This is a genomic window from Mycobacterium sp. ABE4_509 (assembly GCF_056160785.1).
In genome coordinates this window covers 65,856-90,654 of the sequence record NZ_JBSWXU010000001.1, presented here as the reverse complement: position 1 = coordinate 90,654, position 24,799 = coordinate 65,856, and the positions used below count along the sequence as shown (strand labels likewise).

The window sequence follows — 24,799 nt, the reverse complement described above, 5'->3', positions numbered from 1 at the left end:
CCGGCACCGCCAGCGGCGTGGCTGGGCAACCTCTTCAGTCGGCTACCCGCTGTTCTCCTGCGCCACTTGCGGAATCAGGCCACCGGCGAGGACGTACTGCACCTGTCTGGGCGACAGGCGGTGCCGAACCTGGAAACTGGTCTGCTTGGTGAGGTTCTCCACGGTGAGGGGGCCGGTTCCGTCGAGCGCCCGGTGCAGATCAGCGAGCCGGACGGTGTCGTCCCGGTCGACGGAGTCGTAGTCGCCGGGGTCGGCGAACTCGAGCGCCAGCACACCGAAGTTCGCGAGATTCTGCCAATGGATGCGGGCGTAGGACTTGGCGATCACCGCCCGCAATCCCAGGTAGCGCAGCGCGATCGCGGCATGTTCGCGTGAGGAGCCCTGCCCGTAGTTCTGCCCGCCGATGATGACGTGCCCGCTGGGTTGGGCATCGTGGGCCCGGCTCGGATAGGACTCGTCGACCTGGGTGAAGCTGAATTCGGCCAGCTTCGGGATGTTGGAACGGTACGGCAGTGCCCGCGCGCCGGCGGGGGAGATCTCGTCGGTGGAGACGTTGTCGTTCACCTTCAGCAGCACCGGAGCTTCGAGTTCTTCGGGAAGCGGTTCGGGGTCGGGAAGGCGCGAGATGTTCGGGCCTTTGACGGGTTCGACGAGTTCGGCCTGTTCCTGCGGTGGCGGCGGTACCAGCATCGCGGTGTTGACGCTGTTGCGTTCGGGCAGCCGCAGGGCGGGATAGCTCATCCCGGCGTCGCGCGCCCATCGCCGCGGGTCGGTGATCTCGCCGGTCAGCGCGGACGCCGCCGCAGTTTCCGGGGAGCACAGCCAGACCTTGTCCTCCTTGGTGCCGGAGCGGCCCGGGAAGTTGCGCGGCATGGTGCGCAGCGAGTTGTGCCCGGTCGCCGGCGCCTGGCCCATCCCGATGCATCCCATGCATCCGGCCTGGTGCAGCCGGGCACCACTGCTGATCAGCGACATCGTCGCACCCATCTTGGTCAGGTCCTCGAGGATCTCCCGTGAGGTCGGATTCACGTCGAAGCTGACATCGGGCGAGGTCTGCCGCCCGTCGACCATCGCCGCGGCGATCGCGAAGTCACGCAGGCCCGGGTTGGCGCTCGACCCGATCACCACCTGCGCGATCGGCTCACCGGCCACCTCGCTCACCGGCACCACGTTGCCGGGTGAGGACGGTTTGGCGATCAGCGGTTCGATGTCGGACAGGTTGATCGTGTCGGCGATGTCGTAGTCGGCGTCGTCGTCGGCCAGCAACTCGACCCAGTCGTCTTCGCGGCCCTCGGCACGCAGGAACGTCCGGACCGCGTCGTCGCTGGGGAAGACGGTGGTGGTGGCACCGAGTTCGGCCCCCATGTTGGCGATCACGTGCCGGTCCATCGCCGTCAGCCCGGCCAGCCCGGGACCGTGGTATTCGATGATGCGGTTCACGCCGCCGTCGACGTCGTGGCGGCGCAGCATCTCGAGAATGACGTCCTTGGCCGAACACCATTGCGGTAGTTCACCTTCCAGTCGTATGCCCCAGACTTCGGGCATCCGCAGATGCAGCGGACGCCCGGCCATCGCCATCGCGACTTCGAGGCCCCCGACGCCGATCGCCAACATGCCCAGTGACCCGGCGGCCGGGGTGTGCGAGTCCGACCCGACCATCGTCTTGCCTGGCAAACCGAAACGCTGCATGTGAGTCGGGTGTGACACACCGTTGCCCGGCTTGGAGAACCACACCCCGAACCGCTGCGCCGCGGTGCGCAGGAACTCGTGGTCCTCGGCGTTCTTCTCATCGGTCTGCAGCAGGTTGTGGTCGACGTACTGCACGCTGAGCTCGGTGCGCACCCGGTCGAGGTCGAGTGCCTCCAGTTCCTGCATCACCAGCGTGCCGGTGGCGTCCTGGGTCAGCGTCTGGTCGATGCGGATGGCGATCTCCTCGCCCGGTGTGGTGTCACCGGACTCGAGATGGGAGTCGAGCAGCTTTTGAGTAACACTGGCCGGCATACATGTCGGCTTCCCCACCCAGCGGCCGTTAAACCGGTCGACCGCGGGGCACTGCGGCTGTCATACGAAAGGCACGAGGATACGGTGTGGGCGCTGCGGTGGCGGGGTGCTCAGCTGTCGATCCCCATATTCCTGTGTTCGATGTGGTAGACGGATTGATCCAGAAGCAGTGCCACGTGGTCGTCGTGTAGCCGGTAGAGGACGCTTCGGCCGCTGCGCTCGCCAACAACCAGGCCAAGGGCCCGCAGTAGCCGCAGTTGATGTGAAACTTGGGGCGGTGCCATATCGATGGCGGCACTGATCTCGGTGACGGTGCAGGGCGATCTGCGTAGCCGCGCGAGAATCAGCAGGCGGTTGGGCGAGGCCAGGGCTTGCAGGGTGGTGGCCACCTTCCTCGCCCCGGAGAGGTCCAGCGACGCGGCTGGCGCGACTGTTTCTTGGGCGCCATGTGGCATCAGTCGAACCTCTTGATTGTCCACCCGACCCTGATGGTGCGACCGCTCTCGCCCGCCCACGTCCCGCCGCTTTGGATGCCGGCGACCCCCACGAGACGAGGCACTTCCACCCGGAGGCGGCTAAGCGGAGAGCTGACCGCAGAGACCGGCAACTCGGCTGAGCGCTCACCATGCACGCGTGCTGCAGACATAACAACTAATGATAATCATTTTCATTAATATGGCTCGGCGGCGGGCATGATTGTGGCGCCGACACGCGTAGCGCGACGGCTCGCGCGCTATCAGGATTGGACATATTCGCACTTGGCGAGAGGGCGGTGAAGTCTTATAGTCTGCGTATGTACGAAGATTCAAAGACATGCAGGTTTGGCCCGCAGAGCGAGTACGTGGACCTGGCCGCCGAGGTGTTTCGCCTGCTGTCCGACCCGACCCGCATTCGGATCATTCTGGCTCTGCGAGACCACGGCCAATTGCCTGTCAACCGGCTTGCCGAGTTGGTGGGCAAGACAGCGACCACCACCTCCCAGCACTTGGCGAAACTGCGCTGGGGGAAGGTGGTCGGCGTGCGCCAAGACGGCACCCGAATGTTCTACCAACTCGTCGATGATCGGGCTCGAGAGTTGGTAGCGCTGGCAGTGCTGCAGGCCGAGCAGGCACTCGGCGAGGGATTCGCACACGAGCGAGCCGGTGTGCCACTGCGAGCGGGAGCTTTGGGAGAGGCCACCGCTGCCGAAGATGATTGAGGCCACGAGCGCGCAAGTGGGTGCGCCCAGGATTGTCAGATTCGCGAGGCCAGGAGTGCCAGACATGAACCGTGAAGAATCGCGCGCGTCGACACCTCCGAGGCGCCGCCGCCGCACCGCGAACCAGCGCGCAGTGCTGGAAGTGCTCGGCAACAGCGACAGATTCCGCAGCGCACAGCAGCTCTACCATCAATTGCGAGAAGAACAGCCCGGGCAGACCGGGCTGACAACCGTGTACCGGATTCTGCGGACGCTCGTCGAAGACAAGGTCGCCGAGGCTCAGCGCAGCGAGGACGGCGAGTTGCTCTACCGCCTGAGCACCAACAGCGAGCATCGCCACTATCTGCTCTGTCGGCTGTGCGGGCGCGCGGATTCTTTCCTGCCGGCGGTTATCGAACAACACATCGAAGAACTTGTGCGCCAGTTCAACTACGTCGACACTGACCACCGCCTCGACCTCTACGGGGTATGCCCCGGTTGCCGCGACACGCAGACACACGTCGGGAACGACACGTAGTCGACGGCGAGTCGGCGTGCGGAGACGCGCCGACTCAGGTCTGCTGGAAGGCACGATGCGCTGACAGGACACGCAAGGACGGAGGCCCCGCGATGACAGTGGCCGAGGCGGTGGCGCCGTTGGTACGGGCGGCGGTGGGACCGGATGCTCCCATCGGGATAACGGGCTGGGACGGCAGCCGGGCCGGACCGCCGGATGCGCAATGGACGATTGCGATCAACAACCGCAGAGGCCTACGGCGCCTGCTGTGGGCCCCGAACGAGCTCGGTTTCGCCCGCGCATACGTCTCGGGGGATGTCGAGATCCACGGCGATCTGCTCGCAGGTCTGCAGACCCTGGAGGAGGTCGCCGACCCCACCCGGGGCCCGGGTGTGCGCATCGACGCCGACACCAAGAAAGCCCTGGTGAAGGCCGTACTGCGGCTCGGGATCATCGGACTGCCACCGGCCCCGCCACCCGAGGAGGCCAAACCGGCCCGCGGGCGCCGGCACGACAAGGGCCGCGACGCCGCCGCCATCAGCCACCACTACGACGTCGGCAACGACTTCTACCGCCTGGTGCTGGGCGAGTCGATGACGTACTCGTGCGGCTACTGGGCGGCCCCCGACGAGGGGCTGACCGCGGCGCAGTACGCCAAATGTGATCTGGTGGCGCGCAAGCTCGGGCTGAGTGCCGGCATGCGGGTGCTCGACGTCGGCTGCGGATGGGGGACCTTCGCGCTGCACGCCGCCCGCCACTACGGAGCCCGCGTCGTCGGCGTCACCCTCTCGCACGAGCAGGCGGACTACGCCGGCAAGCGGATGGTCCAGGAAGGCGTCGGAGATCTCGTCGAGATCCGCGTACAGGACTACCGCGACGTCAGCGACGGACCCTACGACGCCATCTCGAGTATCGGGATGGCCGAACACGTCGGCGCGGCGATGCTGCCGACCTATTCCGCGGACCTGTACGAGCTGCTGCGCCCCCACGGGCGCCTGCTCAACCACGCCATCTCCCGCAGACCCCGGGAACCCACCGAATTCTCGAAGACGTCGTTCATCGACCGCTACGTCTTCCCAGACGGAGAGATCGAACCGATGGCGACCATGATCGACGCGCTCGAGGGGGCGGGTTTCGAGGTCCGCGACGTCGAGTCGCTGCGCGAACACTATGCGATGACCTTGCGCGCCTGGGTGAGCAATCTCGAAGCGAACTGGCGGCAGGCGGTGTCCCTCAGCAGCGCCGGCCGGGCGCGGATATGGCGGCTGTACATGGCCGGTTCGGCGCTGGCGTTCGCGGCCAACCGGTTGGGGATCAATCAGATTCTGGCGGTCAAATGCGATCCGCGTGGCCGCAGCGGCGTTCCGGCGACCCGCGCCGAGCTGCTGGGTCGCCAGACTCCGAACACCTGAGCACGAGGCCCCGCCAGAGCGACCACCCACACGAGAGGGTGCCCCCCTGGACGGGGCCTCAACACCGATGCCTCCGGCCCGAACTAGGGTCCGAAGCCGCCGGGCCCACCAACCGCTCCCGCCATTGCGCCCGGCATGGCAGCGCCACCCCCGGGCCCCTGCTGGAGCCCGGGAACCGGACAGAATCCGGGCCCGCTGTTCAAGCCCGGCGGCATCCCCTGCAGGCCGGCGCCATTCGCCAGACCATCACCGATGATCCCCGGCAGACCCACGCCGTTGAACAGGCCGGCTCCGGGAAACCCGTCGCCGATCAGCCGCTCTGCGATCCTGCCGTTGCCGATCTGTCCCAGGATCGGCCCTTGGCCGCCCATCAGCCCGGGTCCACCCATCTGACCCTGGCCGCCCATGCCGGAGAACTGCCCCGGGCAGGGCGGGGGAGGCGGACCGGGCTGTGCGGCAGCAAGCCCTGCTCCCACGCCCAGACCTCCCAACGCGAGAACGGCGGCGATCGCCGACCCGTATCCGATCGTCGTGACCTTCATGACAACTCCTCATTCCTAGCCTGGATCGTGAAATTGACGTCCCCGACATGGGAAAATTAGGGAAGTTGTCTACGTGTGAGCTATGTGGTCCGTGTGAGACCCGTGAGCATTTGGTGGTACCATCATCGCGCCCTGCTGGGCTGCCACTTCCCGAATGCCACGGCCATGCGCTGCGCCCCCGTCCGGCGTGCCGATACTGTTGAGCCGCTGACGCTCGCGTGTCGCGACGCACACAACGCCATGCGACAGGCCTACGAGGACGGACGGGTGACCGACGATGGGGGAGGCCACCACGCCCGCGGCCCACGATCCTGCAGGCAAGGGCCGCTCGCTCGGGGCGCTGGACGGGCTGAACTTCTTCCTGGCGGACGTCCAGGCCGGGTTGGGACCGTTCCTCGGCATCTACCTGTTGACCATCCCCGGCTGGGACCCGGCCGATATCGGACTCGTGCTGACCATCGGGGGTTTGGTGGGCCTGCTCGTGCAGACCCCGATCGGCGGACTGATCGACCAGACCGCACACAAGCGCAGCCTGATCATCGTCGCAGCGGTGGCGACCGCGGTCGGCGCGCTTCTGGTCACGGTGAACCCGAGCTTCCTGGCAATCACCGTCGCCCAGGTGACGACCGGGGTGGCAGGCGCGGTGTTCCCGCCCGCGATCGCCGCGGTCGCACTCGGACTGGTCGGCGCGGCCGCCTACACCTACCGCGTCGGCCGGATGAACGCCTTCAACCACCTCGGAAACGTGGTGGGGGCGTTGGTGTTCGGCATCGCCGGATACCTGCTCACCGTGAAGGCCGGGTTCTGGTTCGCCGCCGCGACCAGCGTATTGGTGGTGGCGGTGACGTTGCTGATCAACCCGCGGCTGATCGACAACGACGCCGCGCGGGGACTGACCCCTGGCGGAGCGCAGGACCACCACACGACAACGAAAAAACCGTCAGGCTTCGGTGTGCTGCTGCGCTCCCGCCCACTGCTGGCGCTGTGCGCCGCGGCGTTGTTGTGGCAACTCGCCAACGCTGCGATGCTCCCGCTGACCGGCCAGGAACTGGCGATGCAGAACCGCCAGCAGGGCACGCTCTACCAAGCCGCGCTGATCATCGTCGCGCAGCTGGTGATGATCCCGATGGCGATCATGGTCGCGAAGAAGGGCAAGGAATGGGGGCGCAAACCGATCTTCCTGGCCGCCTTCATCGTCCTGCCCATCCGCGGGGTGATGTTCACCCTGTCCGATCATCCGTACTACATCGTGGCGGTCCAGGTGCTCGACGGCGTCGGCGCCGGCATCTTCGGGGCGATGTTCGTGCTGGTGATCGCCGACCTCACCCGCGGCACAGGTCATTTCAACCTGGCACTGGGCGCGGCCACAACGATCCAGGGTATCGGCGCCGCGCTGAGTCCGAGTCTGGCCGGATTCGTCACCGTGGCAGCCGACTTCCACGCCGCCCTGCTCGTCCTCTCCGGCATCGCTGTGTTGGCGCTCGTCGTGTTCGCTGTCGGGGTACCCGAAACCGCCGACAGTGCACGCGCCGCCGAGGTCGCCTCGGCGCCCCCGGACGAGGCGTGAATCGGGGTGGATCCGGACCTGTGCATGTTCGATCAGTCGGTGTATGGCCTCGTAGCGCAGCAGGACCGTCCCGCCCGGGAAGGTGCGGTACTCGTCCACCAACCCGGCCCGCACGATCGGCGCGGCCAGAGCTGCGCCGGCCACCTCCAGCCGACCGTCGGTTTCGGCGTTGAGCTTCGTCACCACCGCGACCGGGTCGCCGCGTTCCAGTCGGGAGTTCCAGCCGACGAAATCCGGGTGCGCGAGAACACGACCTTAGGCATGTCCCGCCAGATGCGCGCGAAGTCAACCATCAACGGGGTGGCATCGGCGGCCTGGTCGGCGGTGGGCCAGTACCCGGACATCAGTTCGTAGAGCCGCCGCCCGTAGAACGACAGGGCGGTCGCCCGCTCGAAATCGTTCCAGTACTGGTGCAGTTCATCGCTCGGAGGGGACCAGTCGATGCTGCCTTGTGCGTCGGCGATGTACCCGTCCACCGACGCGTTGAAGCCATAGCTGAGTCTGCCCATGCAGGACAGACTGCGCCGAAGATCGGAATTCGTCGCGGCACCATCCAGACAATCACCCAGCCGTATTCGATTCCGCCGTGTTCCACACTGGTCGCGGGGTGGGCCGACCCCTCGGAAAATGCCATCTCCCACCCGCATACTTAGATGTCAACACAGTTCTTGCCCCACCTTCTGTGTCACAACACAAGTACGGCCGGGCTGAGGCGAGTTAGGCTGAGGCGATGAGTGGCGTCGCGCGGCACAGGCTGCGTCCTGTCCCCACAGGGTCTCGATGCGCTCAATCACGCCCTTGTCGGCAACCACGACCGGCTGAGCGGGACTGTCCCCATCGGCCCGAACTGCGCCGATCCTTCCCGTGCACCGCAGCGGGCCGGCCGTGACTGCGGCCGCACCTCGACCGAGCCTCGGACCCGTGGCGCAGCGCCCACTCAGAACCACCACCGTGCCCGGCGGGGTCAGCGTCCGCGACGTAGTCGAGCTTCGACATCTCCAAGCCACACTGCTCGCCGGGCAGGCGGGCCTCGACCGCCGGGTGACCTGGGCACATGTCAGCGACGCCTTCGACCCGTGGAATTGGCTGGAACCGGGCGATCTCGTGCTGACCTGCGGCTACATCGTTCCTGAAGAACCGGCGGCACAGGTCGAGTTTGTGGAGAACATGCTCGAGGCGGGGCTCAGCGGCATCGTGATCGGGGAGGATCGACGTCGTCCGCATCTCTCCGAGGAGATGCTCGCAACCGCCGATCGGGTGGGGTTCCCGGTGATCGACGGCGCGCACGCGGTCGGCTTCGCGCAGTACGTGCGGTTCGTCGCCGCAGCCAACGCCCGGGGTGAAGACCAGTCCTTCACGCAGATCGCCAGGGTCAACGGCGAAGTGATGGCCAGCCTACGCGAGACACTGGCGGGCACCGAGTTCGTCGACCGGCTCAGCCGGGTGGTGAATTGCACCCTGCACCTCGTCGACCCCGAAATGTGGGAGCCGCTCATCCGCGACAGAGACATTCCGGGCGACGAGTGGAAGGCAGCCTACGACGCCGAGGTCCGGCGCTCGTCCGGCCGACCGCCGTTCGTCATGACGCTGAACGTCGGCGACAGGACAGCGCTGACGATGCCGATCCCGAGCCATCGGTCTGCGTGCCTCGTTGCGTTTCCAGAGGGCGATTCACAGCCCAGGCTCGCGGTCCTCCAACAGATCGCCGCCGCATGCGCATTGGAGATCGGCCGTGTCGACGCGGCCGTGGAGCGCTCTCGCCGCTCCGGCGCCGGGTTGCTGAACGACGCACTGAACGGCCGGCTTGAGCCTGCCGTCCTCACGGCGCTCTTCCACAGCCGCCGACTCCAGGGCGACCTGCGCATACTGGCCGTCGACGGCCGTCCCGACTCGATCGACAGGCTCGCACGCCGATGGCTGCTCCGTGGCATTCCTTTCCTGCTCGGCGAGATCGGCCAAATAGCCGTCGCGGTGTTCCGGTCTGGCGACGTTGCTCAGGCGGACTTCGAGGAACGCACCGTGCAGGAACGGTGGCGCGCCGGGCTGAGTGACCAGTTCGCCGAGGCGGGCAACCTCGGCGATGCTGTTCGCCAAGCACGGTGGGCACTGGAGACCATCAGTCCGGACGGCTCAGCGCTGGCGCTGTACGGCGACAGCAGTCCGTCGTTCCTGCCCCGCACGCTGGCCGAGTCCGAGCTGGCCGCCGACCGGGTCCTGGGCCCGCTCATCGAATATGACCGCGAGCAGGGCACCGATCTGATCAACACTCTGCAGGCGTACCTGGAGTGCGACCGCTCACCGAGCCGGGCCGGCGGACTGCTTTTCATTCACACCCAGACTGTCAACTACCGGATCGCGCGGATCCAGGACCTGACGGGCCGCTCGATGCGGTCGACCGGCGATGTCAGCGAACTCTGGTTCGCGCTGCGAGCACTGGCGCTTTCCCGGGCCACTTGAGTTCAGAACCGGCGCTTGTCTTCGCGCACCGATCGTGGCATTCGGGTCATCTCAGGACACAGTGGTCAGCAACGAGTCGGACTGGCAGGCTGCCACCGATGGGCAACGACGGGAAGCATTCATGAGCACGTCATTCGAAGGACGCAGTGTCATCGTCACCGGGGTCGCCTCCGGCCTGGGGACTGCGTTGGCCCGCGAATTCGCCGCCGAGGGTGCGCACGTCCTCGGCTGCGACGTCAACGACGGGGCGGGCGCAGCGGTCATGGACGGCATCGGCGTCTACCGCCACACCGACGTCTCCAAGGAGTCGCAGGTCGCCGCGCTCGTCGACGACGCTGTGCACCGGTTCGGACGGCTCGACGTCATGGTCAACAACGCCGCCATCCAGGTCGAGCAGGAGCTGGCCGACACCACCGAGGAGCAGCTCGACCGGGTACTCGCGGTCAACCTCAAGGGCCCGTTCTTCGGCTGCAAACACGCAATCCGGGTGATGCGTAGTGCCGGCGGCGGCGCGATCGTCAACGTCTCCTCCGTGCTCGCCCTGACCGGTGACCCCATGCTCGCCGCCTACGGCGCCGCCAAGGGCGGGGTCCTCGCCATGACCAAATCAGCCGCAGTGAAGTACGGGCGCGACAAGATCCGTTGCAACACGGTGTGTCCCGGCGACATACAGACCGAGATGGTCGAGGCGTACTTCGCCGCGGCGGCCGACCCCGCCGCGCTACGCGCACAGGCCGAGGCCGAGTACCCGCTCGGCCGGATCGGAAAGCCGCGCGAGGTCGCCCGAGCGGTGCTGTTCCTCGCCTCGGAGGACGCCGCCTTCGTCACCGGCGAAGCACTCGTCGTCGACGGCGGGCTGCTCGCCGAATGCTACTGATCCACGGAACGGAGACCCCCATGCACAGTATCGGCTTCGTCCACACCGTCGCCGCGCTGGCACCGACGTTCAACGACCTCGCCGCTGAATTGCTGCCCGGTGTCGGGACGGCCGTCATCGCCGATGAACTCCTGCTCAAGCGGACGGTCCGCGACGGTGCCGTCGACGATATGACCCGTGACCGGCTACATGGCCACGTCACTGCCCTCGTCGACTTCGGTGTCGATGCCGTGCTGGTGACCTGCTCGTCGGTGGGCGGTGTGGTCGACGAGATCGCCGCGGGTGCCGACGTGCCCGTGCTGCGGGTCGACCGCGCCATGGCCGAACGCGCCGTGGCGCTCGGCTCGCGGGTCGGCGTGCTGGCTACCCTGCCGACGACGCTGGTGCCCACTACCGAAGTCATCGAGGCCGCCGCACGCCAGACCGGCCGGGAGGTCGCCGTCGTCTCCCGACTCTGCGAGGGGGCATTCGCCGCGCTGGGCCGCGGCGAATGCGCGCGACACGACTCGATCGTGGCCGACGAACTGGGCCGGTTGGCCGGTGAGAGCGACGTGGTGGTGCTTGCGCAGGCGTCGATGGCCCGGATCGCCGCCGGAGTGCCCGCCCAGACGCCTGTGCTGTCGAGCCCACGGCTGGCGATGGAGCAGCTCGCCGAGCTGGCTTGTATGCAGCGATGAGTGTACGACCGAGGTTGGTGTGACGCGACAATGGTGCAGGACAACCGATTCCTCCACGATGGTGACGTGGAGTTTGAATGGAACCCGCGGATCGTCGGTTTCGGTGGCACCACCCGCGCGGGCTCGTCGTCGGAACGCGCCCTGCGCGCCGCGCTGGATCTCGCCGAGCATGCCGGCGCTCAGACCGACATCGTCCTGGCCGACGAACTGAACCTACCCGCCTACGCACCGGAGCGTGGGTCGCCGTCGCCGCATGCCGACCGCCTGCTTGATCTCATCCGCCACGCCGACGGGGTGATCATCGCCAGCCCGGCATTCCACGGCGGGCCATCGGGCCTGATCAAGAACGCGCTGGACCACCTGGAGGAGCTGCGAACCGACCGACGACCGTACCTCGACGGCCGCGCGGTCGGCTGCATCGTCTGTGCGGCGGGGTGGCAGGCGACGGCGACGACGCTGGCGGCGCTGCGCTCGACTGTCCACGCGCTGCGGGGCTGGCCGACGCCGCTGGGCGTCACCATCAACTCGACCCCGGTGGACGACGTCGATCCGGTCGCCGCCGCCGCAGCGCAGCTCGGCATACTTGTCGGCCAGGTCGTCGATCTGGCCCACTGGCAGCGGGCCGCGAGCATCGTCGGAGCCGCATCGTGACCGAACCGCAGACGACAACCGGCGTTCCCGCATCGGTGACCGGCCCCGGTCTGCGCACCCTGGTGGAGGGCCTGCAGCACCCCGAGGGCGTGTGCTGGTCCCCGGCCGACCAGATGCTCTACGCGGGTGGCGAGGGCGGCCAGCTGTACCGGTTCGGGCTCGACGGCGGAACTTTCGAAACCGTGTGCACCGTGCCCGGGGGCTCCATGCTCGGCCTTGCACTCGACGGCGTGGGCGCTGTCTACGTCTGTGATGTCGGCAACGGGTGCATCCAGAAGATCGACACCGACGGCCGCATCCGGCGCTACGGCGCCCCGATCGGCTACCCGAACTACCCGGTGTTCGACGGTGAGGGTCGACTGTGGGTGTCAGACTCCGGGGACTGGGGCCGTGCGGCCGGGGGGATTGTGCGAATCGACCCGGACGGCACCACCGAACGGGTACTCGAAGAGGGGCTGCACTTCGCCAATGGCCTTGCCTTGAAAGACGATTGGCTGTATGCGGTCGAGTCGACCTGGCCGCGTATCGTACGGATGCCGCTTGCCGGCGGGGAACCTGAACCGGTCGTCGTGCTCGACCGCGCGGTACCCGACGGTATCGCATTCGACGCCGACGGCGGCCTGTGGATCGGCTGCTGGCAACCCAATCGGGTGTACCGACTATCCCCGGGTGGCGAACTCGACATCGTTGTGGACGACTGGTCCGGTGTGTACGCACCGACGCCGACGAACCTGGCATTCGCCGGGCCCGAGCTGGACGTACTCGCCCTGGCCTCGCTCGGCACGCTGGCGGTGACCGCGTGCGACCCCGGTGTGCGTGGGGCGCCGCTGCACCTGCCGATCGGGCTGGATTGACCTGAGACCTTGCACCACAACGGAAGGACCTGCAGATGAACGGTGACACCTACGACGCGCTGGTGATCGGTGCCGGGTTCGCGGGGATGACGGCCGCCCGCGATCTCGCCAAGGCAGGCAAGAAGGTTCTGATCGTCGAGGCGCGCGACCGCATCGGTGGCCGGGTCTGGTTCCGGCCGTTCGCCGATACCGACTTCCCGGTCGAGATGGGCGGTAACTGGCTCGATCCAGAGGCGAACACCGCGCTGATGGCCGAGGTGCAGCGCTATGGCGTAGAGCTGTCACAGAGCCCCCAGGCCGAAAACCACGTGTCCCTACTCGACGGCGTTCGCAGCCATGCGAACTGCCCGATCTCCGCCGAGGATGAGCTCGCGCTCAAAGGATTCGTCGAGGAGGTCTCTGCACAGGTGCGGCGAATCGACCCGACGCTGCCGTTGGACCTGCAGAACGTTGCCGATCTCGACGTCCCGCTCGACGGCTACCTCGACAGCTTCGGCTTGTCGGTGACACTCCGCGAGCTGATGGGCGCATGGGTGCGCCAGGAGACAGGCTGTCACGAGTCGCAGCTCTCCGCGCTGCACCTGATGGCTTGGATTCCCAACCTGAACGACGACCCGCTGGCGATCGGGAGCACGCCCACACACCGATTCGCCGCAGGCACCACCGACCTACTGCAGCGAATGCTCGACGATTCCGGCGCCGAACTACTGTTGTCGACTCCGGTCACCGCGGTCACGCAGGCAGCCGACCGTGTTGAGGTACACACCGCGGGCGGGGAGGTGCTGCACGGGCGCGGCGCGGTGATCGCGCTGCCGCTGAACTGTTTGCCCGACCTGGCGTTCACTCCGGCGCTGTCGCCGGAAAAGGCTGCCGGTGTGGCGATGGGCCAGTCCGGTGCCGCGAAGAAACTCTGGGCGCTGGTTACGGGGTTGCCGCCGAAGCTCCTCGCCATCGGCGAGCACACCGAACCGATCGACGTGTTCTTCACCGACTACCCGGCCGATGAAACGGATCTGGGCGGCGACCTGGTCGTCGGATTCTCCACCCAGGAGCGTCCGCTGGACATACTGAACCGCGGCGAGATGGAGGCGGCGGTGCGTCGATACGTCCCCGAGGCGGGTGTCCTCAAGGTCGACGGCTACGACTGGCTGGCCGACCCGTACTCCAAGGGCACATGGTGCGCCGCACCCGCCGGTTTGTTGTCCAAGTACGCCTCGGCACTGGAGGCCACCGAGGACCGGCTGGTGTTCGCCGGATCTGACATCGCGCACGCGTTCCGCGGCTGGATGGAGGGCGCGGTAGCCACCGGCGGCACCGCCGCGATGCGGCTTGCGACCATCCTCGCGCAGGATTGAACGCCTTCGAGCATCCGCACGGCCGAAAGATTCTCACCCTGTTACGAATGGAGACCCTTCATGAGCCTCGCCCGCGACCTGCAGGCCGCCGTGTGGGACGCCGAATGCCGGCACGACATCGACGGCCTGTTGAGCCACTTCCACCCAGACGCTACCTTCCTGCCGACTGGTAAGCCTCTGGTGCAGGGCCACGCCGGAATTCGCGGAATGACTGAGGAATTCTTCCGAGCGTTCCCCGAACTCGAGGTCGACATTCTGGACGAGTGGGGCGACGGCGAGACATCTGCCGTCATTGAGTTCCGTGCCCGGATGAAAGACCCGGACGGCAAGCGGTTCGCACTGCAGGGCGTGAACATCGTCGAGATCGAGAACGGCAAATTCACGGCGGTTCGCTCGTATGAGGAAGCGCCAGCACCGGTGACGGATTGAGCTGAGCACCAACTTCGAGGAGGGCGACGTCCGACATCCCGCTGTCCGCCGACCGCGAAAGGGCGGCGTCCAGATTGCACAACGCCCTCTCCGCGCTCTCGCAGCGGGGCTAGGGCGTGTCTGACAAATGGGGCAGCCAGACGGCCGATGCCGTGATCAGGCGGCTCGATGCCTGGATTGGTGTAATTCGACCCAGCCTCCTGTGTGGCGAGTGAGGTTCGTGGCGCCGCGGGCACGGGCACATCACGCCAGGCGATCCCACACCGGTACCGGTAGATGATGCCCTCCACCATCGACCGAGCATCACGGAAAGGCCTGCCCCGCTTACCCGTCGGACCCGGCAACAGACCCTCGATCAACGCCCACTGCTCATCGGACAACAACCGAAACCACGACATCCCTCAAGCCTCAGGCACAACACCCGAAACTATTGTCAGACACGCCCTAGTCGTAGTTGGGCCCGCTATTCCAGATGGTGTAGACCTTGCGCACCGTCTCGCGGATGTCCCAGGTGCCCCGCCAGCCGTCCGGTGCGACGAGCACGACACCGGGACGGATCTCATGGGCGGTTCCGTCGGCGGTAGTGATCGTTCCCGAACCGGCGAGAAAGAACATCAGCTCGTTGTCACCGTTACGGGCGGAGTCGAAACTGCCAGGCGTGCACTCCCAGACACCGCTGCGTCCACCCGCATCGCTGTGCAGCACGTGAACCGACTCGATCGGTGTACCGGTGTGAACCGGGGTGCGCGGTCCGCGTACCGTCAGTTCCAAGAACTCAGGTGCGGGGTCGTAGACGATCGCCGGCGTTGCCCCGGGATTCGAAGCGGCGGTCATGCGTTGCTGGCCACAACTGCGCTAGTGGTGTTACGCGGTCCCAGTGCAGCGATCCGGGGGCCGACCTCACGGCCCAGGAGTTCGAGGTGACGCCGGTAGGGCTCCGGGTCGCGGCTGAAGTCGAACGTGAACGACAGCAGCGCGCCGACACCGCCGAGATCGTCGTTGAACTGGGTGATCTTCTCGACAACGGTGTCGGGGGAGCCGATGATGAAGAAGTGGTCGACCATCCACTCGATAGTCAGCTCGTCGAGGGTCATTCCTGGATCCAACAGCAGTTCGCCGAGCGCGTACGGCCTACCCCCGCGGTCGCGGACCACCCGGAACGTGGGGAGCACCAACTCTTCCCAGGTGCGGCCGGCCGGTCCCTCCAGGAACAACCGCCGCGCCTCACCGTCGGTTTCGGCGACGAACACGTCGCGCATGATTCGCCAGTTCGCCCGATTTGGCTGGTGGCCGGCCGCCACAGCCGCCCTTGAGTAGGTCTCCCACTGCTGGCGCAGCGCAGCGATGCCGACCTGCTGGCTCATCGGTGAGAATCCGCGCCGAGCGGCGTCAGTGAACGTGGGCGAGGTGGGCTGCACTCCGGTCATCACAACTTCGGGACGTGGCTGCTGAAAAGGTCTGAGATGCGGTCCATTCCACTGCTCGGAGTATTCCGGCACGTCGACGGTCCAGAACTCGCCTTCGATACGGAAAGGGCCGGGACGGGTCCAGATGGCCTCGATGATGTCGATGGCCTCGTCCATCATCTTGGCGTTTCCCTGTCCTACACCGAAATACTGGCCGTCGGTCGGGAACGAGCCGGGCGCGAAGCCAGCGATGTAACGCCCACCCGTCATGTGGTCGAGGTACATCAACCGGGACGCCAACGCCATCGGATTGTGATATGGCAGCAGGTGGGCGGCGGCTCCGAGGCGCAAGCGCTCCGTCTCTCGTGCGGCGGCGGCAATCATAAGATCCGGCGCGGGGTTGGGCTCGTGACCAATGGTGTGGTGTTCGGCAAAGAACTGCTCCGCAAGGCCGTATTCATCAGCCCACCTGGCGATATGGAGGTCCCACTCGATCACTTCCCGTAACGTACGGCGGCCGTCCACGTACGCCTGCGCGTACGGCGGGCTGAAGAGTCCAAGATCCATGGCGTCGTTCGATTCCTTCTCCGTGGTTCGGCGATACCAACCCAAGGTCGATGAGTGGACGCTTCTGCACAATTGGGGCCAAGCTCAAAGATCAGCGGGTTGGCTGTGGATGCGTACAGCCCCTAGATTCGGAGATAGCGCGGATCCGGTGGTCCATGTCCGCGCACAATGGTGCACGGGTCGGTTGGCCGGAACACTGTTCGCCATGGTCAATCGGCTGCAGGGCAAGGTCGCGCTCGTCACCGGAGCCGCACAAGGACAGGGGGCGGCGCACACGGATCTGCTTGCCCGCGAGGGTGCGCGCGTCATTGCCACCGATGTGCTCGACGAGCAGGGCGAGGCCCTGGCAGAGCAACTCGACGCCGAGGGTCTGGAAGTCGTCTACCGACACCTCGATGTAGCCCGCGAGAAGGACTGGGCTGCAGTCATTGCCAGTGTCGAACCGGCTTGGGGCTCGATCAATGTTCTCGTCAACAACGCCGGCGTCAGCTCGCCGGCCGCCGTCGGTGACGTGAGCCTCGACGAGTGGAACCGTGTCGTCGCGGTCAACCAGACCGGAATTGTGCTGGGCATGCAAGCCGTCCTACCGGGCATGAGGGCGCAGGGGGGCGGGTCCATCATCAATATCGCGTCGTCCTGGGCCCATCGGGGCGGCACGGAGAACGGGTTCATCGCATACGTCGCCACTAAGGCGGCGGTACTGGGCATCACCCGCAACGCGGCGATGAACCTCGGCCGACACGGTGTCCGGGTGAACTCGGTGTCACCGGGCTACGTGCGGACCCCCCAGGTCGAATACGCAGAGCGGACCGAGCCCGAGCGTGTCGCCAACGACGTAGCGAAGATCCCGTTGCGACGGATGGCACGCCCCGCTGAGATCGCGAAGACCATCGCCTTTCTTGCCTCGGACGAATCCTCGTACACCACAGGTTGCGACCTTCTCGTCGACGGCGGCATCAATCTCACCTGAATCAGCTGGGCTGCAGTGCCGCCGCCAGTTCCCAAGCACCGAAGCCACAACGAATGAACATGGAGTGTTGCGGATGACACCGGATCGCCGTCCCTCGTACCCTGATCGACCCTTCAACGTGATCAGCCGCCGGCGGCTGCTCCAAGTCGGCGGGGTCGCCGCATTGGCCCTGGGCTCCGGTGGCCTCGCCGCCTGCGGCGGCTCCGGCACCGATGCCGGCTCGGCCACAGGTACCTCGGGAAGCCCCACCCGGGGCGGCACGCTACGTGTCGGCGCGACCTCCGGCGGCACCGGGGACACGCTCGATGCGCAGAATCCGCTCACAACAATGGATTTCATTCGGGTGGGCGCAATATTCGAGCAACTTGTCCGGATGAGCGGCGACAACGGCAGCCCAGAGTTGATTCTCGCAGAGTCCATCGAGCCCAATGCGGATGCCTCTGAGTGGACCATTCGCGTCAAACCAGACATCACGTTCCACAACGGTAAGGCGCTGACCGCCGCCGATGTTCTCTTCTCGCTGCAGCGCATCGAACACAACGGCTTCCCCGGCTTCAGCACAATGGGTCCGATCGACTTGGCTAGCGCGAAGGCGATGGACGATCGCACACTGCGCATACCGTTTCACGCGCCGTATGGCATCCTTGTTGAAGGTCTGGCCGACGTCTTTGCCACCCGCATCGTTCCGGAGGGCTACGACCCCGCGAAGCCGGTGGGCACCGGCCCGTTCCGTTTCGGCTCTTTCACCCCAGGCCAGCAGTCGAAGTTCCCCCGCTTCGACGGGTACTGGCAGAACGGCCAGCCGTATCTCGATGAAGTGGTGATCATCAATTTCGCCGACGAGACGGCACAGGTCAACGCGCTGCAATCCGGTCAGGTTGACCTGGTGGACCAGCTCTCGTCGACGTCGGTCGGCCTGGTCGAACAGGCCGGCGGCAAGGTCGTCATCTCCAAGACCCGCGGCTTCGTGCCCCTGACGATGCGAGTGGATACCGCCCCGTTCAGCGACGTCCGTGTGCGCCAGGCGCTACGCCTGCTCGTCAACCGCGAGGATATGAACTCCCAGATCTATGGCGGCCTGGGCGCGATCGGAAACGACACCTTCGGCGCGATCGATCCGGCGTACGAAGGGGCGAACCCCCAGCGCGAACAAGACCTGGACCAAGCCAGGTCGCTGCTGAGCGCCGCCGGTCACCCGGATCTTCAGGTCGAGCTCTACTCATCGGCGGTCGGCCCGGGCGCGGAGGCCATGGCCAGCGTGTTCGCCACCCAGGCCGAGGAAGCCGGGGTGAGCGTGCGGATCAACACACAGGATCCGACCCAGTTCTGGTCTCAGTCGTACTCGAAGGTGCCATTCGCGCAGAGCTTCTGGAACACCAGCTCCTATCTGACTTCTGCGGAGCAGGGCATTGCCAAAGACGCGCCGTTCAACGAGGTCCACCAGACCAACGCGCAATGGCAGGGCATCTACGAACGGGCACTGGTGGCCGTCGACCCGGACGAGCGGAATAAGCTGGTGCGCGAACTGCTCAGGTTCGACTGGGAACAAGGCGGCTACATCATTCCTGTCTACTTCCCCGGGATCGAAGGCATGACCGCCGGCGTCGGGGGGGTCACCGAGAACATCACCGGCATACCGATCAACGGCGGCAGTTGGCAGAACATCTGGCTCGCGGGCTGACGATGAGCGGTGCACAGGCGGCCGTCACCGAGGGTGCCTCGCCGGCGACACCGGGTTCCCGCGCGCCGCAGCCGGTCCGCGACCTGCTGGTGTGGCGAATCCCGTTGGGCCTGATGTCGGTGGCGCTCGTCGGCGTCGTCACCTATCTGGCGACGCGTATCCTCCCCGGCGATGCCGCGGCAGCTGTGCTCGGGCAGTACGCGACGCCTCAAGCGCTGGCGGCGATGCGCGCTGAGTTGGGACTCGATCAGTCGCTGGTTCCCGGATTGCTCTCTTGGTTCGGAGATTTCGTCTCGGGCGACTTCGGGGATTCGCTGACCACTCGCGGGCCGGTGACCGACCTGGTGCTTCCGCGCCTGCAGAACTCGGCGGTGCTGGTGTCCGTCGTCGCGCTGGTGTCGACCACGGTCGGCATCGTCGGGGGCGTGGTCGCCGCGTACCGCCGCGACGGCCTCTTCGACGACACCGCTTCCGCGCTCGCACTCGTGATCAGCGCAGTGCCCGAATTCGTTGTCGGTGTCTTCGCGATCTTCGTCTTCTCGCTCGGCATCGTCAGCTGGTTTCCTGCGGTATCGATCATCCCGCCCGAGGACCGCATCTGGGACCAGCCGATCAAACTCGTCCTGCCGGCTCTGACACTCGTGATCGTGACCGTGCCCTACATGTTTCGCATGGTGCGAGCCGCGATGATCGAAGCGCTCAACAGCGACTATGCGGAGGTGGCCCAACTCAAGGGGGTCGGCACCGGGCGCCTGTTGTTCCGCCACGCACTGCCCAATGCGATCGCACCGGCGATACAGGTGTTCGGTCTGAACCTGCTCTACCTCGCGGGTGGAATCGTGCTGGTAGAGACGGTCTTCCAGTATCCGGGCATCGGGCTGGCGCTGGCCAGCGCGGTACAGAATCGAGACGTCCCCGTGCTGCAGTTCATCGTGATCCTGCTGGCGGTCTTCTACGTCACGCTCAACATCGTCACAGACCTGCTCGTACTTCTCGCAACTCCGCGCCGACGCGCACCGAGGTGAGCTATGTCAATACCGAATACTTTGGTGCCGAAAGGTTCCGGCGCCGTGGCCCGGGTCCTGGGAACAGCACTGCGCACTCGGCGCGGAGCTGTCGGCGCCGCTCTGGCTCTGCTCGTGCTGGTGATCGCGTTCCTCGGTCCGCTCACCGGCGGATCGCCGACCGAGTTCGCGGCACCGCCGTTCTCCGGCTCAGGTGGCAGCGCCGGTCGCCTCGGAACCGATGTGCTCGGCCGCAGTGTCCTCGACCGGGTGTTGCACGGCGGCTGGTATCTGATGCTGCTGGCCTTCGCAGCCACCGCCATCACGGTCGGCTCGGGTGCCCTGATCGGCGTCCTGGCGGCATACCGGCGGGGAGTGGCAGAAAGCCTGCTGATGCGCGGCGTCGACGTGGTGCTCGCGATTCCGCAGCTGGTCTTCGCACTGCTGCTACTCAGCCTCGTCGGGCCGCAATGGTGGATCGTGATCCTGGCGGCGGGCCTTTCGCAGGCACCACAAACCGCACGCGTCATCCACGGCAGTGCTCAGTCTGTCTGCGAGCAAGACTTCGTCAAGGCCGTGGCAGTGTGGGGTGTACCGACGCACACCGTGTTGAGACGCCATGTGCTGCCGAACCTCACCACACCGCTCATGGTGGAACTGGGGCTGCGGCTCAGCTACTCCATTGTGCTCATCGCCGGCCTGAGCTTCCTCGGTTTCGGCTCACCGCCACCCGCGCCCGACTGGGGCGTGATGGTCAACGAGAACCGGATCGGGCTGGCCCAGAACGCATGGGGTGTGCTGGCTCCCGCGGCCCTGCTCGCGCTTCTCGCCGTCGGGACCAACACCTTTGCCGACGCGATCGCACGCGCCAACCTCGGTGAGATGCGTGCCGAGGACGCGATGCTCGATACGGGCGCCATCACGACCGAGGAACCCCAGTGAATTCAGACATTGCTCCGGCCCGCGCCTACCCGCGGCTGCGCGTCGACGGCCTCGACGTGGTACTGAGCCGGTCGAAGACGCCGGTGGTCCGCGACGTCACCTTCGCGCTCGGCGCCGCGAAAGTCATGGGCCTTGTCGGCGAATCCGGCTCCGGCAAGAGCACCGTCGCGCTGTCGCTGTTGGGCTATGCGCGGCGCGGGTTGACCATTGCCGCAGGGACGATCGACATCGCCGGAGCGAGCGTGCTCGAGCTGTCCGACACTGCGCTGCGCAAGGCACGCGGTCAGCTCGTCTCCTACGTCCCGCAGGACCCGGCCAGCGGCCTGAACCCGGCGTTGACCCTCGGCTACCAGCTGGGCGAGGCACTGCGTATCCACGCCGAGGCGGACAGTGCAGAGTCCGTGCAGGACCGTGTCGCCGCCTTGCTCGAAGAGGTGCGACTGCCTGCCACCCGCCAACTTCTGCACAGCTACCCGCACCAGGTATCGGGCGGCCAGGCTCAGCGGGTCGCGATCGCGATGGCGTTCGCATGCCGACCCAGACTCGTTGTGCTCGACGAGCCGACGACCGGCCTGGACGTCACGACACAGCGCCACATCCTGGAGACGATCCGACAACTCACCACGGCGCACGACGTCAGCGCGGTATACGTCAGCCACGACCTGCCGGTCGTTGCTGAGATCGCCGACGACGTCGCCGTGATGTATGCGGGGCGGCTGGTCGAGCACGCGTCGGCGTCGGCTGTCTTCGGCGCAGCCCGCCACCCGTACACGGCCGGGCTGTTGCGCGCCGCACCGACACCCGAACGACCCGGGTTGCTCGTCGGCATCGAAGGTCGGCCCCCACGACCGGGCCAGTGGCCGGCGGGTTGTGCGTTCGAGAGTCGCTGCTCGATCTCGACAACGCAGTGCCGCGAGTCGCAGCCGCCGCTTGGGCTGGTGGGGCCGGGCCACCTTGCCCGCTGCTATCACCCGATGGCCGTGCCTACGCCCGCCCCAACGGGGTCGCCCTCCCGAATGCCTGCGACGAGCCCGCCCGGCGCGGCCGCCAGCGGCGTTCTCGAGGTAGCCGGGCTGTCGGCGTGGTACGGCACCAAACCGACATTGCACGACGTCCGGTTCAGCGTTGCCGCTGGCAACTGTCTGGGTATCGTCGGCGAGTCCGGTTCGGGTAAGACGACGCTGGCACGCTGTCTCGTGGGTCTGCACACCGCATGGCAAGGTCCGGTCTCCTTCGGTGGACAGCCGCTGGATCCAAAAGTGCGGCACCGGCGGCCGCAGGAACGGCGGCGAATCCAGTACATCTTCCAGAACCCGTACGCCTCGCTGAACCCACGTCTGACGGTGGGCGAGAACGTCGCCGAGCCGTTGCGGTTCTTCGATCGGATGTCACGCGCCGAGCGGCGCCGCCAGGTCGGCGAGGTGCTCGAACAGGTGGCCCTCGGAGCAGATCTCGCCCGCCGGATGCCTGAGCAGCTCTCCGGCGGCGAACGGCAACGAGTCGCAGTGGCCCGGGCATTGATCGTGGACCCTGAACTGCTGATCTGTGACGAAATCACATCTGCGCTGGACGTTTCCGTGCAAGCCTTGCTCATCGAGCAGCTGCGCCAACTGCAGCTCGAGCGCGGCTTGACGATGGTGTTCATCACCCACAACGTCGCCGTCGTGCGTAGCATCGCGCAGGACATACTGGTATTGGAGCAGGGTCGCGTCGCGGAGACCGGGCCGGTGGAGCAGGTGATGACCGCACCGCGGCACCGCTACACCCAGCAGCTGCTCGCTGACCTGCCGCGCTTCGCCGACGCGGTCGCGGCCAGATGAGAGCAGCGGTACGCCCGATCGGCTTCATCGCCGACGACATCACCGGCGCCGCCGACCTCGCCAGCACCCTCGCCGGACGCGGATTCGACACCCGGCTTGCTTTCGACAGCGCCGCGGTCTGCGGCGGCGGGGACGCGATCGTGGTGGCATGCAAGATCCGCAGTGTTCCCGCGCCCCAGGCACGCACCGCAGCGCTCCGGGCAGCCCAGGCGCTTCGGGCTGTGGGGGCCGAACAGTTGTTCTCCAAGTACTGCAGCACGTTCGACTCGACGGCCGACGGCAACATTGGGCCGATTGCCGACGCGCTCGCCGACCTGACCGGCGCCGCGCGCGTCGTGCACTGCCCGGCCTACCCGGCGAATGGACGAACCGTCTACCGCGGCCACCTGTTCGTCGGTGACACGTTGCTCAGCGAGTCTTCGATGCGCGACCATCCGCTCAATCCGATGCGCGACCCGCAGTTGCGGCGCGTGCTCGGTGCGCAGACGTGCCGCGGCGTCGCGCTCTTGACGCTGCCCAGTGTTGATGCGGGCACGGCCGCGGTTACCGCGTGCCTGGCCGCGATCAGCGAGCGCGCCGCTGGGTGCCACCACGTGATCGCCGACGCCGTCCGCGACACCGACCTCGATACCGTCGCGCACGCCACCGCTGCCGACCGGCTCGCCGCCGGCGGCGCGGTATTCGGTGCGGCATTCGCTGCCGCCGCCCATGCTCGCACCGGCCACCGCCCGTCGGTGCGGTACCCGCGACCGGTGCCGCCGCCCGGGTCCACTGCGATCCTGGCCGGCAGCCTGTCAAGTGCAACGCGTCACCAGGTTCAGCAGTTCGGCGGGCCGACGCTGGTCCTGGGGATCGACGACCTCATCGAGACAGACCCCGCCATCCGACGGTCACGCGATTTCGCCGTCAGCTGCCTTGCTCGCGGCCCACTGCTGATCACCACCGACCGCGACGCGGTGGGGACGACAGCGCAGATCTCACGTCGGATCGAAGAGACCATGGGCCGCATCGGGCTCGAGCTCACCCAGCTCGGCGTGCGAAGACTCATCGTCGCCGGCGGCGAAACCTCCGGCGCGGTGGCCGCGGCGCTAGCGCTGCGCTCAGCGCAGATCGGACCGGACATCAGCGTCGGCGTTCCCTGGCTGGTGGCCGACGATCGCCCGCTCGCCGTCGCCTTCAAGTCGGGCAATTTCGGTGGGCCGTCCTTCTTCGGTGACGCGCTGGGAGCAGCTGAAGCATGACGTTCGACGACGCGACCCGGAGGCAGCTGGTAGCGCTCGGCGCTGCGCTGTACGACCGCGGCCTGACCCCGGGCCGGACCGGAAACCTCAGTGTCCGGACCGACGACGAAATCATGGTCACGCCCACCAACGCCTGCCTGGGCCGGCTCGACCCCGAGCGGCTCGCCGTGACCTCGATCGACGGGGAACACCGCGCCGGTGACCAGCCGTCGAAGGAACTCGTCCTACACCAGGCTCTCTACCGCCACCATCCCACCTGTCGAGCGGTAGCCCATCTGCACTCGACCCACGCGGTTGCCGTCTCGTGTCTGCCGGGATTGCCTCCCGACGACGCTCTGCCGCCGATCACGCCCTACTTCGTGATGCGCGTCGGCCGACTGCAGTTGATCGACTACGCGCCGCCGGGCAGCGCGCAACTCGAGAGCCAGGTCCAGCGCGGGTCGCAACGCTCACGCTCACTGCTGATGCGCAACCACGGGTCGCTGACGGCGGGGACGTCGCTCGACGGCGCAGTCGACGCCGCCGAAGAGATCGAGGAGACCGCGCGCCTGTACCTGCTGCTGGCGGGTCGTCAGGCGAAATACCTGGGGGAGGAGGCCGTGGCGGATCTGCGTCGCCGCTTTCCACCAACGCCATAGTGCGCGTCGCAAGC

At 66.9% G+C, this 24,799-nt stretch carries 23 protein-coding genes and 2 pseudogenes; 18 read left to right on the top strand and 7 right to left on the bottom strand.

Annotated elements, in window-relative coordinates; genetic code table 11:
- Positions 1-42: 42 nt before the first annotated feature.
- Positions 43-2,001 (bottom strand): aconitate hydratase, encoded by a 1,959-nt coding sequence (locus tag ACXAID_RS00480; protein WP_475020206.1) that lies wholly within the window; start codon positions 1,999-2,001, stop codon positions 43-45.
- Positions 2,002-2,111: 110 nt separating this feature from the next.
- Complete coding sequence (locus ACXAID_RS00475; protein ID WP_475020250.1) at positions 2,112-2,456, bottom strand: ArsR/SmtB family transcription factor; 345 nt, start codon at positions 2,454-2,456, stop codon at positions 2,112-2,114.
- A gap of 338 nt (positions 2,457-2,794) precedes the next feature.
- Between ACXAID_RS00475 and ACXAID_RS00470 the strand changes: the two genes are divergently transcribed.
- The 3 genes from ACXAID_RS00470 to ACXAID_RS00460 all read left to right on the top strand — a co-directional run bounded on the left by ACXAID_RS00470 (position 2,795) and on the right by ACXAID_RS00460 (position 5,107).
- The gene (locus ACXAID_RS00470) at positions 2,795-3,199 is read left to right on the top strand and encodes an ArsR/SmtB family transcription factor (protein WP_475020205.1); all 405 of its coding nucleotides are present in this window, start codon (positions 2,795-2,797) and stop codon (positions 3,197-3,199) included.
- Between the two features lie 64 nt (positions 3,200-3,263).
- Positions 3,264-3,716, top strand: a complete 453-nt coding sequence (locus tag ACXAID_RS00465) for a Fur family transcriptional regulator (protein WP_475020204.1) — start codon at positions 3,264-3,266, stop codon at positions 3,714-3,716.
- Positions 3,717-3,808: 92 nt separating this feature from the next.
- Positions 3,809-5,107, top strand: coding sequence for a class I SAM-dependent methyltransferase (locus ACXAID_RS00460; protein WP_475020203.1), 1,299 nt, complete (start codon positions 3,809-3,811; stop codon positions 5,105-5,107).
- Positions 5,108-5,190: 83 nt separating this feature from the next.
- Here the strand turns inward: ACXAID_RS00460 and ACXAID_RS00455 are convergent, their stop codons facing one another.
- Positions 5,191-5,649, bottom strand: a complete 459-nt coding sequence (locus tag ACXAID_RS00455) for a hypothetical protein (protein WP_475020202.1) — start codon at positions 5,647-5,649, stop codon at positions 5,191-5,193.
- Between the two features lie 277 nt (positions 5,650-5,926).
- On the opposite strand from ACXAID_RS00455, the gene ACXAID_RS00450 reads away from it, so the two are divergent.
- Positions 5,927-7,216 (top strand): MFS transporter, encoded by a 1,290-nt coding sequence (locus ACXAID_RS00450; RefSeq protein ID WP_475020201.1) that lies wholly within the window; start codon positions 5,927-5,929, stop codon positions 7,214-7,216.
- Between the two features lie 39 nt (positions 7,217-7,255).
- On the opposite strand, the pseudogene ACXAID_RS00445 reads toward ACXAID_RS00450, so the two are convergent.
- Positions 7,256-7,725 (bottom strand): annotated as a pseudogene (locus tag ACXAID_RS00445) (dihydrofolate reductase family protein); the annotation flags it as partial.
- 442 nt (positions 7,726-8,167) lie between these two features.
- On the opposite strand from ACXAID_RS00445, the gene ACXAID_RS00440 reads away from it, so the two are divergent.
- The 7 genes from ACXAID_RS00440 to ACXAID_RS00410 all read left to right on the top strand — a co-directional run bounded on the left by ACXAID_RS00440 (position 8,168) and on the right by ACXAID_RS00410 (position 14,516).
- Positions 8,168-9,673: a PucR family transcriptional regulator gene (locus tag ACXAID_RS00440; protein WP_475020200.1), complete on the top strand. Its 1,506-nt coding sequence runs from the start codon at positions 8,168-8,170 to the stop codon at positions 9,671-9,673.
- Positions 9,674-9,794: 121 nt separating this feature from the next.
- Positions 9,795-10,550 (top strand): SDR family NAD(P)-dependent oxidoreductase, encoded by a 756-nt coding sequence (locus tag ACXAID_RS00435; RefSeq protein WP_475020199.1) that lies wholly within the window; start codon positions 9,795-9,797, stop codon positions 10,548-10,550.
- A gap of 20 nt (positions 10,551-10,570) precedes the next feature.
- Positions 10,571-11,227: an aspartate/glutamate racemase family protein gene (locus ACXAID_RS00430; RefSeq protein WP_475020198.1), complete on the top strand. Its 657-nt coding sequence runs from the start codon at positions 10,571-10,573 to the stop codon at positions 11,225-11,227.
- Positions 11,228-11,293: 66 nt separating this feature from the next.
- Positions 11,294-11,878, top strand: coding sequence for an NADPH-dependent FMN reductase (locus ACXAID_RS00425; RefSeq protein WP_475020197.1), 585 nt, complete (start codon positions 11,294-11,296; stop codon positions 11,876-11,878).
- A complete protein-coding gene (locus ACXAID_RS00420; RefSeq protein WP_475020196.1) occupies positions 11,875-12,732 on the top strand; it encodes an SMP-30/gluconolactonase/LRE family protein in 858 nt (285 codons plus the stop codon). Before ACXAID_RS00425 ends, ACXAID_RS00420 begins: the two co-directional genes overlap by 4 nt.
- 35 nt (positions 12,733-12,767) lie before the next feature.
- Positions 12,768-14,087: a flavin monoamine oxidase family protein gene (locus tag ACXAID_RS00415; RefSeq protein ID WP_475020195.1), complete on the top strand. Its 1,320-nt coding sequence runs from the start codon at positions 12,768-12,770 to the stop codon at positions 14,085-14,087.
- A gap of 60 nt (positions 14,088-14,147) precedes the next feature.
- Entirely contained in the window at positions 14,148-14,516 is a 369-nt protein-coding gene (locus ACXAID_RS00410) for a nuclear transport factor 2 family protein (protein ID WP_475020194.1), read from the top strand.
- A gap of 230 nt (positions 14,517-14,746) precedes the next feature.
- Here the strand turns inward: ACXAID_RS00410 and ACXAID_RS00405 are convergent.
- The 3 genes and pseudogenes from ACXAID_RS00405 to ACXAID_RS00395 all read right to left on the bottom strand — a co-directional run.
- Positions 14,747-14,914 (bottom strand): annotated as a pseudogene (locus ACXAID_RS00405) (transposase); the annotation flags it as partial.
- 46 nt (positions 14,915-14,960) lie between these two features.
- Positions 14,961-15,350, bottom strand: a complete 390-nt coding sequence (locus ACXAID_RS00400; protein ID WP_475020193.1) for a cupin domain-containing protein — start codon at positions 15,348-15,350, stop codon at positions 14,961-14,963.
- On the bottom strand, positions 15,347-16,534 hold the full coding sequence (locus ACXAID_RS00395; RefSeq protein WP_475020192.1) for an LLM class flavin-dependent oxidoreductase: 1,188 nt from the start codon (positions 16,532-16,534) through the stop codon (positions 15,347-15,349). Before ACXAID_RS00395 ends, ACXAID_RS00400 begins: the two co-directional genes overlap by 4 nt.
- Positions 16,535-16,673: 139 nt before the next feature.
- Here ACXAID_RS00395 and ACXAID_RS00390 point away from each other — a divergent pair, with 139 nt between their 5' ends.
- The 7 genes from ACXAID_RS00390 to otnC all read left to right on the top strand — a co-directional run bounded on the left by ACXAID_RS00390 (position 16,674) and on the right by otnC (position 24,785).
- Positions 16,674-17,459 (top strand): SDR family NAD(P)-dependent oxidoreductase, encoded by a 786-nt coding sequence (locus ACXAID_RS00390; RefSeq protein ID WP_475020191.1) that lies wholly within the window; start codon positions 16,674-16,676, stop codon positions 17,457-17,459.
- A 73-nt stretch (positions 17,460-17,532) separates the two neighbouring features.
- Entirely contained in the window at positions 17,533-19,140 is a 1,608-nt protein-coding gene (locus ACXAID_RS00385; RefSeq protein WP_475020190.1) for an ABC transporter substrate-binding protein, read from the top strand.
- 2 nt (positions 19,141-19,142) lie between these two features.
- Positions 19,143-20,165, top strand: coding sequence for an ABC transporter permease (locus ACXAID_RS00380; RefSeq protein WP_475020189.1), 1,023 nt, complete (start codon positions 19,143-19,145; stop codon positions 20,163-20,165).
- Between the two features lie 45 nt (positions 20,166-20,210).
- Positions 20,211-21,086, top strand: coding sequence for an ABC transporter permease (locus ACXAID_RS00375; protein WP_475020188.1), 876 nt, complete (start codon positions 20,211-20,213; stop codon positions 21,084-21,086).
- A complete protein-coding gene (locus ACXAID_RS00370; protein ID WP_475020187.1) occupies positions 21,083-22,906 on the top strand; it encodes a dipeptide ABC transporter ATP-binding protein in 1,824 nt (607 codons plus the stop codon). The genes ACXAID_RS00375 and ACXAID_RS00370 overlap by 4 nt, the downstream gene beginning before the upstream one ends.
- Positions 22,903-24,147, top strand: coding sequence for a 3-oxo-tetronate kinase (gene otnK, locus ACXAID_RS00365; protein ID WP_475020186.1), 1,245 nt, complete (start codon positions 22,903-22,905; stop codon positions 24,145-24,147). The genes ACXAID_RS00370 and otnK overlap by 4 nt, the downstream gene beginning before the upstream one ends.
- A complete protein-coding gene (gene otnC / locus ACXAID_RS00360; protein ID WP_475020185.1) occupies positions 24,144-24,785 on the top strand; it encodes a 3-oxo-tetronate 4-phosphate decarboxylase in 642 nt (213 codons plus the stop codon). The genes otnK and otnC overlap by 4 nt, the downstream gene beginning before the upstream one ends.
- Positions 24,786-24,799: the final 14 nt, after the last annotated feature.